This is a genomic window from uncultured Thiodictyon sp., from assembly GCF_903828115.1.
Taxonomy (GTDB): domain Bacteria; phylum Pseudomonadota; class Gammaproteobacteria; order Chromatiales; family Chromatiaceae; genus Thiodictyon.
The window spans coordinates 1-15,385 of sequence record NZ_CAIKKU010000325.1 but is presented as its reverse complement, the minus strand read 5'-3'; the positions used below and the strand labels follow the sequence as shown (position 1 = coordinate 15,385).

Annotated in this window: 13 protein-coding genes and 1 pseudogene; 5 read left to right on the top strand and 9 right to left on the bottom strand. The window is 59.5% G+C overall.

Annotated features, from left to right (window positions below):
- Positions 1-256: 256 nt before the first annotated feature.
- The 6 genes and pseudogenes from QZY48_RS11920 to QZY48_RS11895 all read right to left on the bottom strand — a co-directional run bounded on the left by QZY48_RS11920 (position 257) and on the right by QZY48_RS11895 (position 3,695).
- On the bottom strand, positions 257-568 hold the full coding sequence (locus QZY48_RS11920; RefSeq protein WP_295431072.1) for a hypothetical protein: 312 nt from the start codon (positions 566-568) through the stop codon (positions 257-259).
- A gap of 210 nt (positions 569-778) precedes the next feature.
- Positions 779-1,204, bottom strand: a complete 426-nt coding sequence (locus QZY48_RS11915; protein WP_295431071.1) for a hypothetical protein — start codon at positions 1,202-1,204, stop codon at positions 779-781.
- Between the two features lie 81 nt (positions 1,205-1,285).
- A complete protein-coding gene (locus QZY48_RS11910; RefSeq protein ID WP_295431070.1) occupies positions 1,286-1,804 on the bottom strand; it encodes an Rpn family recombination-promoting nuclease/putative transposase in 519 nt (172 codons plus the stop codon).
- A 1,216-nt stretch (positions 1,805-3,020) separates the two neighbouring features.
- Positions 3,021-3,251: pseudogene (locus tag QZY48_RS11905) on the bottom strand (IS1380 family transposase); the annotation flags it as partial.
- 33 nt (positions 3,252-3,284) lie between these two features.
- Positions 3,285-3,422 carry a hypothetical protein gene (locus QZY48_RS11900; RefSeq protein ID WP_295431069.1) on the bottom strand — a complete coding sequence of 46 codons (138 nt, stop codon included), beginning with the start codon at positions 3,420-3,422 and terminating at the stop codon, positions 3,285-3,287.
- Positions 3,423-3,476: 54 nt separating this feature from the next.
- A complete protein-coding gene (locus QZY48_RS11895) occupies positions 3,477-3,695 on the bottom strand; it encodes a hypothetical protein (RefSeq protein ID WP_295431068.1) in 219 nt (72 codons plus the stop codon).
- A 76-nt stretch (positions 3,696-3,771) separates the two neighbouring features.
- Here QZY48_RS11895 and QZY48_RS11890 point away from each other — a divergent pair, with 76 nt between their 5' ends.
- The 4 genes from QZY48_RS11890 to QZY48_RS11875 all read left to right on the top strand — a co-directional run bounded on the left by QZY48_RS11890 (position 3,772) and on the right by QZY48_RS11875 (position 9,282).
- A complete protein-coding gene (locus QZY48_RS11890) occupies positions 3,772-6,021 on the top strand; it encodes a HEAT repeat domain-containing protein (RefSeq protein WP_295431067.1) in 2,250 nt (749 codons plus the stop codon).
- 82 nt (positions 6,022-6,103) lie between these two features.
- On the top strand, positions 6,104-6,565 hold the full coding sequence (locus tag QZY48_RS11885; protein ID WP_295431066.1) for a hypothetical protein: 462 nt from the start codon (positions 6,104-6,106) through the stop codon (positions 6,563-6,565).
- Positions 6,566-6,659: 94 nt separating this feature from the next.
- The gene (locus tag QZY48_RS11880; RefSeq protein WP_295431065.1) at positions 6,660-7,334 is read left to right on the top strand and encodes a hypothetical protein; all 675 of its coding nucleotides are present in this window, start codon (positions 6,660-6,662) and stop codon (positions 7,332-7,334) included.
- A gap of 169 nt (positions 7,335-7,503) precedes the next feature.
- The gene (locus tag QZY48_RS11875) at positions 7,504-9,282 is read left to right on the top strand and encodes a MotA/TolQ/ExbB proton channel family protein (protein ID WP_295431064.1); all 1,779 of its coding nucleotides are present in this window, start codon (positions 7,504-7,506) and stop codon (positions 9,280-9,282) included.
- Positions 9,283-9,807: 525 nt separating this feature from the next.
- Here the strand turns inward: QZY48_RS11875 and QZY48_RS11870 are convergent.
- Both QZY48_RS11870 and QZY48_RS11865 read right to left on the bottom strand, forming a co-directional pair.
- Positions 9,808-10,845, bottom strand: coding sequence for an ankyrin repeat domain-containing protein (locus tag QZY48_RS11870; protein ID WP_295431063.1), 1,038 nt, complete (start codon positions 10,843-10,845; stop codon positions 9,808-9,810).
- 114 nt (positions 10,846-10,959) lie between these two features.
- On the bottom strand, positions 10,960-13,428 hold the full coding sequence (locus tag QZY48_RS11865) for a bifunctional serine/threonine-protein kinase/formylglycine-generating enzyme family protein (protein WP_295431062.1): 2,469 nt from the start codon (positions 13,426-13,428) through the stop codon (positions 10,960-10,962).
- Positions 13,429-13,820: 392 nt separating this feature from the next.
- Here QZY48_RS11865 and QZY48_RS11860 point away from each other — a divergent pair, with 392 nt between their 5' ends.
- Positions 13,821-13,931: a transposase gene (locus QZY48_RS11860; protein ID WP_295431073.1), complete on the top strand. Its 111-nt coding sequence runs from the start codon at positions 13,821-13,823 to the stop codon at positions 13,929-13,931.
- Positions 13,932-14,561: 630 nt separating this feature from the next.
- Here QZY48_RS11860 and fae read toward each other — a convergent pair.
- A complete protein-coding gene (gene fae / locus QZY48_RS11855; RefSeq protein ID WP_295431061.1) occupies positions 14,562-15,116 on the bottom strand; it encodes a formaldehyde-activating enzyme in 555 nt (184 codons plus the stop codon).
- Positions 15,117-15,385 lie beyond the last annotated feature (269 nt).

Sequence of the window (15,385 nt, the reverse complement as noted above, 5' to 3'; positions counted from 1 at the left end):
CGGCCTGAAGGCCGACCGACACACCGCGGTGGCCGGAACGATGATCGAGGCCGCGCCGCGCCCTAGGGTCCACTGTGCGGACCAGCGACCTCGTCGCGCCCGTAGGGTCCGCTGTGCGGACCAACGACCTCGTCGTCACCGAAGTGGCCGGACCGCTGATCGAGGCCTCGGTAACCCCCGTTCCGGCTCGCCCGTCCTACCGGCTGACCCATGGCAAGCGTCGAGACGCTCAGCATCCCCCTCGCCCCCGCTTCCGCTACCTCGGTGCATCCGCTATGTTCTTGCTTCTCAGCAGGGCCTTGAGGCGCTCGACCTCGGCGAGGGCGGCCTCTGTCTCTTGGCGCACTGTTTCAATGTCCTGCCACCGGGCTTCCGTGGCCTGCCGCTCGACCTCCCGAGCCGCGCGCGCTTCCTCGCGCTCAGCCTGCTCCTGGCGGAGTGCGGCCAGGCTCTCCCTGAGCTCGGCCATTTCCCGTTCGATAGCGCGCTGTTGGCGCAGGAAGTCCTGCCGCCGTTGGTAGACGTCGTAGGCGCGTTCTTCGTCCGAAAATGGCTTCAGGGTATTCATGGCCTGCCTCATCTTAGGGGGTCTGCATCCACGCGTGGAGCCGGCCTCGATCAGTATTTCGGCCAGTTCACGGGTGATATCCACCGCGGCCGGGGGCCGCGCCTACGCCGTAGGAGCGGCCCCCCGGCCGCGACGGGCTGCCGCGACGGCGCGTGTCCGGAGTGATGATCAAGGCCCTTGTTTCGCGTCCTGCCGGTTGCAGGAAGAAGCTCAGGAGCCGGCCGGGGGATTGTCGCCTTTCATCAATGCCTTGAGGCGCTCAACCTCCGCGAGGGCGGCTTTTTCGTCCTGCCACGCGGCTTCTTTGGCCTGCCGCTCGAGCTCCCGCGCTGCGCGCTCTTGCGCGAGCGCGGCCTGTTTTTCTTCGAGCGCAGCCCGGGTTTCCCCGAGTGCAGCCTGGCTCTCCTCGAACGCGGCATCTTTCTCCGCGAGCGCGGCATCCTTCTCCGCCAGCACGGCATCTTTCTCCGCCAGCACGGCATCTTTCTCCGCGAGCGCGGCCTTTTGCTCCTCAAACGCCTGCTGAGTCGAGCGTCGTTCCCGTTCGATGGCGCGCTGTTGGCGCAGAAAATCCTGCCGCGCCTGATAGACATCGTAGGCGCGTTCTTTCTCGGAAAAGGCCGTCAGGGTATTCATGGCTTGCCTCATTTCAGGGGTCTGCATCCACGCGGGGAGCCGGTCGACGTCCAGGTGCTCGCCCTCTTTGAAGAACTTGAGTCAGCGTTGCTCCTCGGTCGTGACCTGTTCGTCGGCGAACTTGTTCAGTTCCAGGAGATAAATCCCGCCGTGGTTGAGCAGACACTGGCCGCGCTCGTCGCGCAGGCGGTAACGATGGGTGTAATAGGCGTCGCCCGGCAGGAGGTCTTCGCCCAAAATCCAGATAGAGTAGGCGGGTTTGAGTTTGCCGTAGTCCTCACCGCTCCCCAACTGATGGTTGTAGAGGTCGTTCCAAGTGTACAGGACACGGCCGAGCAGGGCCGCGTAGGTCAACAACTGGATCTCGATCTGAAAGCGCCGGGCGCGGTCGTCATGGGCCTTGATGTCGACGATGCTGAGCTTGTCGGTCAGAAACTGGCGTTCGTTGTAGGGGTTGAGGATCTGCACCTGGGTCACCGGGTCCTGCAGATCGGGACCCAGGATAGCGTTGAGGAAATGGATCAGCAGGTTACGGTTCTCCTCAGACCCCAGGAGGGCCTTGAAGACACAGTCGATCTTGGGGTCGATGGGGTGGCGCATGGGGGGAGTTTAGGGCGGATTGGGGGCGGTGACAATTGGGTGGCGGTCGTGTCGGCTCGGGGTGGGTCGGGCCATGGGCAAGGGCCGGGGGGGCTCGGCGTAGATTTCTGGAGGTCGGACAGCCTTCGTCCGCGATGTCCGTTGCGGGGTAGGTGGCAACACGTTTTGATGACAACGGGCGGTCGCGCGAGCGGTTCCGGCCAAGGGGGCGGGGTTTGGCCCCGGGCCTGGACCGTTGGGGACTGGCAGACGACACCAAGGCTAGGAACTACCGCGGCATCCAAAAGGTTCCGGGACGGGGCGAGTTTCGATGGAAAACAGTGGCACTGTTGATTAGCATCGGGGGCAGAGGCATTGACCCATGGCAGGCGCCGAGAAACGCAGCATCACCCTCGTCCCCGAGATCGCTGGTCTGGACCGAGGCGCCGTCAAGTCTGGCTACTATGGCACTTGGTAGGATGTTCATTCTGCGCCTCTTGGAGCGGATTTCCGTCATGCGTTTTCCGTCGCGTCGTCAGGGCATGAATAATATTTATAATCAATGCGTTACGCCCCCTCGCGCCCACAGTCAAACAGAGGACGAAAAACTGCATGAAGTGGCTCAGATTGAACAGCCTAGGCACTTGGTGGCAGCTTCGCCCCTATCAGGCCAACTTGCGCGCGGCATAGCCGACCGTGCTGCTTGGTTGAAATTCAGAAAACATCTGCTATAAGATTACTTTGCCGTGGTGCATCTTCATGTGTGCGGAATCGTTTCTGCGTCGAGATGGCTGTGTTCGGGTCAGGGGTACTTTATAACGACACGCTTTTGAAATGCGGACTCTGAAAGTCGCCGCCGGGCGAGCAAGGCGCTTGGAATTGCACTCGCGCATCCGCCTCTTGGCGTCTGGCTGATTGGCAATACGAGTAATGTCAGACCTTATCTGGGCGACCACTGATGGCCATCGTAACCGACTTTGAGAGGCTATGGAGTCGCAACCAATTATGAAATGGGAGTCGAAGCACCGTTTATGAGCATACAATTAAGGTTTTTCAGCGACCGGATTTCGTTTCTTTCTGGTGAAATTATTTACCCTAACTGTGCAAAAGTTGTGGTATTAGATGGATGGCGCTGATCTCTGAGTCCGTGAACTAATGCCCGGCGGTACTCTAGCCTCGACGTTGGTCATTTTCCCGCCTGGGCATGGCGTTTATAGTCCATCCGTTATTTTTCCTAAATGACGGTACGCAAGCACAGCCGTTTGGCCGGGCGGTGTTGCGGCGCATCCGGGACGACCAGTCCGCTCTGGCCGATCCAGCGCAGGAGGTTGTAGGCGAACGCGGCACAGGCCAGCAGGCGGGCGTTGGTGGCAAACTTTCCATAGGGGAGCCGCTCGCTGTCAAGATCGCTTTTAAGTTCACTGTGGAATTGCTCGGAGGCGACATGGTCGGCATAGAGCGCGATGATGATCTCTTCACCGAATCCCAAGCTAATCCGCCATCATTCGATCCAGATATCCTGGATGGGAAGTTTCTGTCGATGCTTGTCGATTGTGCGCTCGATCAGGCGTATGACGCGGCGCAAACGATATTCGTATTCCCCATGGCAGCCGATGTCGCGCGCCGCGAACCGGGCCACCTGCTTGCCGGGTCGCGGAGTGCTCTAGTCGCCGTGCGCCTCGGCGCACGACAGTTACTGCGCAGGACGTTTTCGGCGCCGGCTCGACTTGCTAAGGTTGCGCACCGGGGTGGGTTCCGGATGCGTCTTGTTGTGAACGATCATGGTGGTGATGCTGTAGGGCGCGTCTTCGCCGCGATCCAGATACAGCAGGAACGGCCGGGCGGTCAGTTGGCGTGTCCGCGCCAGCCCCCGTCGCAGCGTGGGGTAAGTGTCAACAATGCGCGATTTCAATTCTACCTCCCTGTTTTTCCGACATCACTAATGTCGGCGCTGATTCGGATCACTGACCGAGAGCCTCCTTACGACAATGCGCAGTGATAGCGTATCGAGCACCCACACCCAGGTGGGCTCGCAGCCGTTGATTGTCGAACGGCACCGGCTTTTTCTGGTAGCGCTCCTCGTATTATTGGCGGCCCCCGCTTGGTCCGACGCCATCGACGATATGCGGACTGAGCTGCAGGCGGAGAATGTATCCATTCGACAAAAGACTGTCACGGCGCTAGCCGATAGCGGCGATCCCCGGGCGGTCGGATTGCTGAGCGCTACGCTCGATGACGCCGACTGGCGCGTGCGGCTGGCAGTCGTTGGGGCACTGTGTAAGCTGGGTGACAGCGAGGCGATAGACCCTTTGAGTAAAGCTATCGGTGACTCGTCGGTTGATGTTCGACAGGCAGCTACAGAGGCGCTGGGGTATTTTAACGATCCCCGCGTGCTCCCGTTGCTTGCAAAGGCGCTGAAAAACACGGACTTGTATGTTCGCCGATCGGCGATTACAGCCCTCGAAAAAATCGGCAGCGTCCAGGCGCTTCAACAGCTCCAATTTGCCATTAAGGATTCCGACGTGCATGTTCGCCAGGCGGCTGCAACAGCGCTTGGGAAAACCGGCGACATTCGAGCGATTCGGTCCCTGACCGAAGCACTCAGAGACTCGAAGGCCCCAGTTCGCCAGGCGGCGGTAGCCGCCCTGGCGGGTTTCGGGATCCCGGCAATCGAACCCTTCACCACCGCGATACAGAAGTCGAGTCCTAAGGCACGCCAGGATGTGGTTTCCGCGTTGACAGCCCTCGAAACGCCTGCCGTGCACCTTCTTGCCGTCATGCTCCGGGACACGGAACCGCAGATTCGTCGCGCCGCTTTAGCAGGATTGGAAGCGGTTAAAGACCAGCCCGTCGCTGAGGTTGCCATTCCGATACTGGGCGACCCTGACGCCGAAGTCCGCCAGGCGGCGGCGGAGGCCTTGGCCAGGGTCGGCGACAGGCGTGCGGTCGAACCACTCATTGCAACTCTTCGCGACCCTGAAGCGACGGTCCGCCAGGCCGGTGCAGATGCGCTTGGCAGGTTTGGTGATCCCCGCGCCATCGGTCCGCTCATTAGCCTGCTCCAAGACCCGGCGGTCGACGTGCGGCGGGCAGCTCTTAATGGGCTGGCCGCCCTAGGAGAACCGGCGGCGGACCCGTTTGCCGCGGCAATCAGAAGCGCGGACCTAAGCGCCCGCCGGGAAATGGTGGAAACCATGGCTGAGACCGGCCCGGCCGCAGTCCATCTGCTGCTCGCAATGTCCCAGGACCCCGACCTCCAGATTCGTAACGCCGCAGTCGTCGGCCTGGGGAAGACCGCGGACGCCCGGGGAGTGGCGTTGCTCGTTACACTTCTTGCCGATTCGCAAGTGACGGTCCGTCAGGTGGCAGCCGAAGCCTTAGGCAAGATCCGCGACACCCGAACCGTCGAGCCACTGCTCAATCTCCTCCAGGACCCGGATAAGGACATCCGCCGCACGGCCCTCGCCGCCTTGGCCAGACAAGGCGATGGGCGCGCCGTACCACCACTCGTCACGATGCTGACCGCCGCCGATAGCAGTCTGCGCCGCGATTTACTTCAGGCGTTGGCGGCGATTTCGGGTCCGGCCGTCGAAGCATTTGCAGCTGTCATGAAAAAGGCCAGTGTGAATGTCAGGCGGGCGATGGTTGAGGATCTGACGCAGATCGGCGCGCCTGCGATCCCTCTACTGACGCCGATGGTCAAGGATCCCGATGAGAAGGTGCGCCTGCAGGTAGTGGAAGCACTCGGCGAATCCGACGACGCGCGAGCCGTGGAACCACTGATCCGAGCGCTCGACGACACCAAAGCGGACGTACGGGAAGCGGCGTTTGCCGCGCTTGGCAGCATTGATGACCCGCGGGCTAGAGCCGCCTTGCGCCCGAAGCCAGGCCGATGGAGATCGCGCGGAGAACCCTCGATCTCATTCGAGGTCTCTCCCGATGGCAATATCAAGAATTTCAGTATGGCTCTCAAATTTAATTTCAGATTCACCTCTCGCGGACAATCTTGGCAGGAATGCAAAATGAAAGTCCCGGAAATCGGCGTCGATGATGAAGAGTGGCAAGTCGGAGGCGAATCGAACTACATTCGCGGTACTTTCAAGGATACCAGGACGATCGACGGTGGCTACCGTATCGAGCAGTGTGGCGATAGCGCTATCGATCATGGCCTAAGCCCGGGAGAGCACTATCTGTGGAGCGGTAAATGGGTTGGCGATACGGCAGCGAACCGCAGGTGATATCATTGCATCACCACGACGGATGCGCAAGCCGTATCCCAGCAGGTCCGTACCCGGAATCTGTAACATGGTCAGGTGAACAATGTCCAAGCGCCCTACGTTCAGTAGCGATCATTTCGATCTTCTTCCCCTCATCAACATTCTGATGTGTACTCTAGCCTGCCTGCTGTTGGTAACCCTCAGCATGGCGACGCTAAGTATCGGGCCGGGAGCCGGTGAAGGATGGGTGCCGACGGCATCGAGACACGCAGGCTCACGGATTCCGGTGTTGATCGAATGGGACGGGACGGAGCTGATAGCACATATCGATAAGACTAAGCTAAGGGAAGTCCTATCCAATGTCCAAAACCCGTCCCCTAATCGCGGCGGGGACAGCATTCTTGGATTTCTGGCCTCGCGCAAGGAATCCCATTACGCTTTGTTCGCGGTTCGACCGAGCGGGTTCGCGTCTTTTTCGGAACTGGCGGCGAGTTTTCGCGACTGGGGAATTTCGGTCGGCTACGAACCGATCGTTCAGGATCGTCCGGTTCGGCTGCTGAAGTGAGCGGTTGTACCGATGTGCGCATGGCGACACCAGCGTTTTCGAGTGTGGCCGAAACGGCAGTGGGATCGTTTAACTGAGATTGGGAGAGACAGTTATGAAGCGTCGGCCGTCAGTCAGGAAACATCAAGATCTTTCACTGGTTCCGCTTGCCGATATGATAACAAATACCGTCGGCATCGTCTTGTTCATCCTGATTTTTACCGTCCTGGCAACTTCCGGGGCGGTCGTGGCAAAGCAATTCCCGATGGAGCGTGAGACGCAGGCGCATCCGCTTTATTTCATATGCACGGGAAATCGTATCGTAGTTGCTGAAGCCGGCGTTTTGACCGAGGAGTTCATGGCGGGCATCGAGAAACTTGAGTCGTTTGCGCAAATCAGTGCGTGGGTGGAAAAATTCAACGCGCGGAAGGTCGAGAAACCAGACGTGACGGTTACTGGATTAGCTGTCGCTAAGTTCGAGGAATCGTCGGACAAAAGAACTTTTACGCCGCTGTTAGCGGTCGAAATGACACCGGCGCCGGACGCGGGAGAAACGGTTGGCGAGCTATTGTCGCCTACCTCGCGCTTTCGCCGCTTGTTAGGTGAATACGATCCGGCCCATGGGTACTTCGCGTTCCTTGTCAGGCCTGATAGCATTGAGGTTTTCCAGGCCGTTCGAAATCTGGTTGCCAGTGCCGGTTTCTCTGTTGGTTGGAATCCCTTGTCCGGTGATGATCCCATTCGCTTCTCCTTCTCTGGGGGCGGCGCCCAACTCAAGCCGCAGAATTGATGGCGATCGGATGTTCTATTGCTGAAGATCGCGCCAGGGCCTTGGGTCGAGACGGAGACTGGGCGCTCGGTTTTTCTTCTGTAAACCGGGTTTTTATCGGACGTCCCGCATCAGTATCTGTTGTTGACCGGAGGGGTTTTCTCGAGACCGATTTTGCGAGTAAGATAATATGACGAATACCGTCGAGATCATGGGTGTCGATTTTTTGTCGGGCCGCCCCCCGTTGGTCCTCAGGTGGTCGGAGCCAGCCCTGCGTTGGCTGGCGATGTTCCTGGGATTGGCGATTGGGATAGGGGCTCCGGTTGTAGCGCACTATCTGGTGGATCCGGACACTACTATGGGGCGCATGCTGGCCTTCAATGACGTGCAGAATCTCATTCCGCTCGCCATTTCAAGTATGTTTTGCTGGGGCATCATGATCTGTGTCGTCCGATGGATGCGGATACGTGGTCTGGAGCGCGTCTCCACGCGTGAAATTCTCTCGTCGATCGAGAAAGAGATGGAGGCTGACGGGGATCTCAAGCGACTTGACCAGCGCTTGGAGGGTCGGACTTGCGATGCGAGTCCACTGCTGCGTCGATTGAAGGCAGTCATTCGGCAGTGGTCGACACATGCGGACCTGCAGGATGCGGACGTCATACTTCAGCAACATGTCAGTTACGACCTCGAGTCGACCCAGGCAAACTATAGCTTAGTGCGTGTATTTATCTGGTCTTTGCCTGTACTCGGGCTGATCGGAACCGTCTTGGGAATCGCTGCCGCGGTGGGAGGATTTTCCGAATTTCTCGGGGGTAACGTCGAGGAGGTTCCAGAGATCAAGAGAAACCTGGTCAGTGTCACCGCGGGCCTTTCGTTTGCGTTTCTCATTACCCTTCAGGGCTTGGTGACATCGCTGGCGACTATGCTGTTCACGTCCGCATTACAGAGCCGCGAGGAAAAGCTTTATACGGATATCCAGCAGCGCATCACTGACAGCTTTCTTCCCAAGTTGCAGCGGGTTGTACCGGTAGCGCACTCAGACCCAGGCGTCTCGATCGCAGAGGATATGAACGGCGTCTGGAAGGAGCGGTTTTCGGAGGTCACGCGGGAGATCGGTGAGGCAATAATGGGTGTTGGCCGGCAGTGGCTGGAGGTGCTTGGCGAGGAGCAGAGGCTTGCCGCGGCGAAACTGAACGAGCAGGCTCAGTTCTCACTCACGGCACTGCAAGAAGCCGCGCAGGGCGTGATGGGCGACGTTGGGTCGATTGGCAATCAGTTATTGGAGCGATCGAAAGAATTGCTGGAAGCCGAACGTCGGGATATGAAAGATTGGCAAACATCGACACTTGGAGAGGTCGGAAGCGGGATCGCCGACCAGCGCGCGGCGCTCTCGGCTGCTACCAGTCAATTTTCTGTGGCACAAGAAAAATTGGCTGTCAGTCTGGTGGATCTGAGCACCGTCGTTGCGCAATCTTGTGCGGTACAAGAGCAACAGAGTCAATTGGTTTCGCAGCAGCACCTGGAATGGCGCGCGGCCATTGCCGAACAGCAAGGCGCTGTGCAGACGACTGTCGCGTCGTTGGTCTCGTTAACGGAACAGACAAACACCGTCTTCACCGAAAATGTTGCGGCCGTTCGCGCCGCACTCGAGGATTTGCAGAAGGCGGATTTGACTCGGGTACTCGCCGGCTTAGCGAATGCCTTGACGTCACAAACGCAAGACCTCAGGGCAACCGCCGAGGCCGTCCGTGGACTGGGCGTCCTGACGGAAAAGATAACGGTCGTGCAGACCGACTTGCAAGACGCAGTGCGGCAACTACACGAGGCGGGTTTTTCAGACGCACTCACTGGTGTCGGTCGGTCGCTGGAGGGCTTGGGTACGGTCCTCGAGCAGTTCCGCAAGCCGTTTGTGCTACAAGCCGTGACTCTCGACTCCGAACCTGCTCGCCAAGGGGGTGCTGCGCCCTGACGTATAAAGCTGCGAAGCAGAATTGGGAGAGAAGCCGCCGGCCTGTTCCCTGCGGGCAGCCGACAAAGAGACCGGAACGAGCCCTCCTGGCCTTGGCTGGCGAACGCTCGGCATGAAGTAACTCTTGGATCGCATCGACGGCGAGATTGCTGACGCGTCCGACAACGTGCGGCACGCTGCCCGACAGGCAGGCGGTCTCCGTTGCGGTGGGTGCGTTGCGGGTGGCGGGCATGTGGAAGGATCGGCGCGAACGGCTCTCAATAATGGCTTTCTCCGATCGCGATTGAACGAGCAAGGCAGGACTGTCAGACGCAGATTGCTTGCCAACGGACGCACATTGAGTGCCAACAGCCAGAAAGCACTCGTCCGGCCATTGTTGTCTGCAAATGGGAAGCCCTCGCGGCGGTATTCCCGCCGCGAGGGTTAGGCTGCGTATGCAGGGATGGCTTAGGTGCGCAACCAACCGATTCGCGGACGAAGACTCACCCACGGATGGGTTGGTGCAGGAATGGGCTATTTGCTGAGTTATTGTCCCCCTTCCCGGGTTCCGGCCTGGCGTAACACCTGCACCACCTCCTCATGCTTCCCATGCTCAGCCATTGTCAGCGCCGTAGAGCCGTCGCCCGCCTTGGTCCTCACCCTGGCGCTGGCGGCCAGCAGCGCTTTGACTATCTCCAGGTGGCCGTTCTCTGCCGCCAGCATGAGCGCCGTGGAACCCTTGGGCTGCCCCACCTCCGAAATTCGGCCATCGTCCCCGACGAACACCCCCGTGACGACGCCCAGGTTCGTCTTGGCGTTCACCTCAGCGTTGGCAGCGAGCAGCGCTTGCACCACATCTAAATGGCCTTTCTCTGCAGCCTGCATTAGAGCCGTAGCACCCCAGTCAGTCGTGGCGTTCACCTCGGCCTTGGCAGCGATCAGCGCTTGCACCATATCCAAGTGGCCGTTCGCGGCCGCATCGATCAACGCCGTGGCGCCATGGCCCGGTCTCTTGGCGTTCACATCGGCCCCGGCAGCGGCCAACGCCTGCACCACTTGGAGATGGCCCTCCTGCGCCGCCACGATCAACGCCGTGTCACCATCGCCCGTCTTGGCGTTCACCTTGGCCTTGGCGGCGAGCAGCGCTTGCACCACTTCCAAGTGGCCATACTGCGCCGCCTCGATCAACGCCGTAGCGCCATTGCCCGGTAGCTTGGTGTCGACATTGGCCTTGGCAGCGAGCAGCGCTTGCACCACATCCAAGTGGTCGTTCTGCGCTGCCATGATTAACCCCGTCTTACCGTTGCGTGCCTTGACGTTCACCTTGGCCTTGGCAGCGAGCAGCGCTTGCACTACATCCAAGTGGCCGTTCTGCGCCGCCAGGATCAACGCCGTATCGCCTTTGCCTCCCTTGGCGTTTACATCCGCACCCTGCGCGATCAGCGCCTTGACCTGGGGCAGATCCCCTTGAACGGCCGCATCCCAGAGGTCGATCTCTGCCGCGCTGACCGGGGTATTTGGCATCACGCACGCCAACAGCGCCAGCGCTGCCACAACACTGACATATTTTGAAAATCGCTTCATCGTCATTCTCCAAGCTGTAAATCGACCGACGGTTGGAAAACATTCAGGGCACGGTACCCTCGCTGGCGAAGGCTAATCGTCACGGGCAGCGCCTATGTCTGCAGGTATCCGCAGCTACGGACGCCCGTGAGGATGCTCTGCGTCCTTTGCGCAACGGAAACCAATCTCGCGGCTACGGTAGGTTCGAGGCGCGTTTACGTAGCGCATAAAAGTCAAGCTGCCCAGGATTCCCGGTTCCAGCCAGTCCCCTCCCTGCAGCCACTGGCTCTTGACCTCGCCTCCCCCTTCCCTCTCGTCCGCAGTCCATTCCTGGACATTCCCCCCCATGTGCAATACGCCCGTGGGAGAAGCGCCGGAATGATAGGAGTCGACTGCCGCGGGCCCCGGGAGTTTGGTTTCGGCGAACACGCCCTTCTCTGCGGAAAACTCGTCACCCCAGGGATACAACTGGTGGGTAGAACCGCGGGCGGCACGTTGCCACTCGTCTACGGTGGGTAGACGCTTCAGAAGCCATTTCGCATACGCATAGGCGTCAAACCAGTCGACACCGACGACGGGCTGATCGTCGCGGTTGAGCTTGGGGTCATCCCAAAATTTGGGGGTATGATCTTTTGCTGCTGGTTGCTCCGGGTGCCGCAGATGTGCATCGCCTTTCTGACCGACGTGTTTGAGAAACCGGCGGTAATCTCTATTCGATACCTCCTGGCGATCGATCTGATATGGCCCGACGGTGACATCCTGGACCTCGGATTGGAAAAGATTCGGTAAGGCGTTGACGAGGCTCTTTTCAATCAAGACGCGGATAAGCTTCAGCGCAGGTGAGTCGTCGCCGCCAAGCCGCAGCGCCGCGCCATCGATTTGCAGCATCCCGATCGTATCTGCCGCATCGGGATCAGCGGCGCAGCGAAAACCCATATCGAGGCCCCGTTCGGCGGCACTCATCTGGTGCCTGAGGAATACGAGCGAGAAGATATCCCCGTCGCCGACGGTCCAGGGGGATCCCTTGACCAGAATCCCACCGTCGGGGTGGGGGGTGCTGGTGATCTCAGCAACGCCGCCAAGGAGTCCTTTCAACCGGCGTGGCGTGGACCACATGGTCGAAACCGGCCTGGGTCCGGATGGGCTGCGATAGCCATTGAAGACTTCGGGATTGAATTGCGTGCCCCAGGGATAAGGCCACACGTCAGGTCCGCGCGCTGCAAATTCCCATTGGTCTTCAGTGGGGAGGCGCTTGCCCGCCCAGTTGCAGTAGGCCCAAGCGTCGAAGAAATCGATGCCGGTTACGGGCTGGTCGGGGGCTTTGAGGTCGAGGCCGGAAGGGACATTCGGCCCCCAGGTCGAGGGCTCATGATCTTTGCCGGTCGGTTCTTCGGGGTGAGACCATTGACGGTTCTTGCTTTGCCGGAGGTATTTTTTGTATTGTGAATTGGTAACGGGTTGTTCGTCGATAAAATAGTTCGTCAGCACGACGACCCGTGGCGGAACATCCAATAGCTGAGATATCTTATTCAGGTCGGTGCCGGATCTGCGGGAGTATTGCTGAAGCAACGCCATGGTTGGGTTGTCGTCGAACAGACCGCGATGGAGAATGCCGCTGGGAACCTGAATCATCTCGCCGGTATCGGGAGGGGTTTCATAGCTCACTACAAGATAGAGACCGAATAGTGCGGCTATCACGAGGATGGAAGAGCCCACTATCGCGGCAATGCGAACAGTCCGAACCCGCGTCATTTTCGGCGCGTGCCGAGTGGTATGAGTTGGCGTAAAGTACTCCGACAAGACGCCTTGAAGTAAGTCGGCGAACTCTTTGGCATTCCTGAAGCGTTGCTGCGGATCCTTCTTCAAGGCTCGATCTATGATGTTCTCCAGGGTTGAAGGGACCCGGGGATTCAATTGCGATATCTGCTGATTGCATTGTTGGAAAATGCGGCGATTTGTATCATCGGTACTGGTCAAGAGTTCGTGTAAAATCACTCCGACAGAATAGATGTCGACAGCCTGAGTGATGTCCTTGCCCGCGGCCTGTTCAGGGGCCATGTAAAAGTCGGTGCCGACGATGACCTGCGAAAGAGTGAGCCCCGGATCGAGCAGGCGACTGACGCCGAAGTCGAGAATTTTTGCGAGGTGTCCTTCTTCTGTGAGTATATCTTCCGCGAGTATGATATTATCCGGCTTCAAATCTCTGTGGACGACATTGCGACTGTGCGCGTGATCGAGCCCGCGCAATACCTGGATGATGATTTGTAGCGCCCTCCTTTCATCGAAGCGTTTGCCGCTCTTGAGATAATCGCCCAGGGAACGACCGGGGACGTACTCCATAACAAAAAAATGCGTATCGTCGTCTTGCCCGTAGTCCAGTAGCATGACGATATTGGGATGCTGGCAGCGCGCTGCCGCTTCGATTTCGCGCTCGAAGCGTCTGAGGTAGTCGTAAGTGCTTCCTTTGTCTATCTTCATGACCTTGACCGCGACGCTGCGGTTCATTCTTGGATCGAATCCCTTATAAACGACCCCCATGCCGCCTTCGCCTAATTGGCTATCGATTCTGTATCGGTCGATTTGCGTAGGAAGAGAATGCTTCATTGGGCTTCCAGGTAATGTTTCATGCCCGAGTTGTCTGGTTGCGGCAGGGTCGTGGTCTTGGTTCATAATGAGATAAAAAACGGAAGATCACCAGCCTTGGCGGCTTCTTTCATAAGTCAGCCGCCCGTCACGCCACCGCCGGTGTCAGATAGGACGACTTTGATCAAAAATCCGATCAAGACCGAGGGCGCAACTCGGTGACCGGCCTGCGGGAGGTTGGCAGGATCGTCAGAGGCTCTTCCTGCGTTTCAGACGGCCTCTGCGGTATTGTAACAATATCGGACTCGTCGGATCATCACGACCCGTCAGATAGGCATGCAGGTCTCGGAGTTAGGCCGTTGAGACCCCTGACAACGCTGCTGGAGGACGCTAGCGGCGGGTGTTAGGAAGTTCTGCGTCGGCTGCGCTGGCCCGCCGGCGTGACCTGTCCACACTGCCAGTCGTCGCAGATCAGCAAACAAGGGCGAGACAACAGGCAGCCGGCGCGGAGCAAGTATCGTTGAGGGGGCTGTTGACGGCACTTCGACGACTTGACCGGGACGGTCTTCGCCACTCGTCGGCAGTCGCCGGTGGCCTGGATCGGCTGGCTTTACCTGAGGGGCTTGACGGGGTCACCTTAACGAAACGGGAAAGATCGTACGTCAACCCTCTAAACGCCGGTTGCGGCTACCCTCGCGGCCCTCCTGGGCCGCGCCAGGCCCCTGGAGCGCGGTCACGCGTCGACTTGGCCGCAACCCCTCCCACTCCTTTGCGTGTTTAAGGTTGAATGACCGGTGAAGTGACTATTTCAGAAGAAAAAACCTGGTTGCTGCGGGGCGTCACGCAATCGGACGTTTAGGTGACGGGGAAGGCGCGGCCCTCTTGAACGTGTGCGAGTCTAGCCTTGACGTACGATTTTTTCCGTTTCGTGAGGTGACCCCCTTACGGTTATGGCAATAAGACCAGTTGCCCCGGGCGATGCAAATCCCCCGTTGGAGCGGCTTCAGCCGCGACCAGGCCACGGCAGCTTGCGCGGTCGCGTCGCGGCTGAAGCCGCTCCCACCGGGTCGCGGCCCGACTTTCACGGTAAGCGGCGGGGTGTCGGCATTGGGTGTATTGAGAATCCGCAAATGCCTGTAACCAAGCGATGTGGATTACTGCTGGTCCCAGCTTTCCTCCCACATACAGTGCTTGACGGTATGCCGGTTGTTGATCAGTTCATCGATGGATGGCTCGTCGTTGAGGGCGCGCTGGATGGCGAGTTTGGTAGCCTCGTAGTTGTTCTTGTACATGTCGGCCTTGTCGAGCTTGCCCTTCTTTGCCAGCGCGGCGCAGCCCGGGTCGATCCACACCAGGGTGATGATGCACAGGTCATTGGCCTGGTCGCGCGGGATGATGCCTTCGATCACGCAGTCGAGCACGGCGTCGGCCGTGGCGGATTGCACCAGGCCGCCGAAGAGTTCGACCTGTGCGGAATTCTTGAGGGTGACCTTCGGGACCATGATGGTCGCCGGGCGCACCAGTTGGTTGATGTCGCGCACGGCGAACATGGCCGTGTGGCCCTTGCTCTGGGCCATCATGTTGGCAAAGGCCTGGCCGACCGGGCCGTCGACGGCGCCGATCAGGATTTCCGGCATGGCGGCGGTGACGTCCTTGCCTTCGGTGAAGACGGTGGCTTCGCCGGCCTTGAAAATGATCTTGTTGGGCATGGGGTGTTCCTCAGGGGGTTGGCGGTGGTGGTGAGTTTGGGGGCCTTGCGGGGCCCTTGGTGGATGGGGCGTGCGGGTCTCGATCGTCATTGCGGCCGGTGGACGAGCGGGGGCGCGGTCCACCGAGGCCGGCGGCGCTGTTGGTGGACTGCGCTGCGCTTGTCCACCCTGCGACGCTATCCCGCGGTCGGACTTGATCATAACTCCGGCCACGCGCCCTTGCGGCAACCCGTCGCGGCCTGGGGGCCGCTCCTACGCCGTAGGAGCGG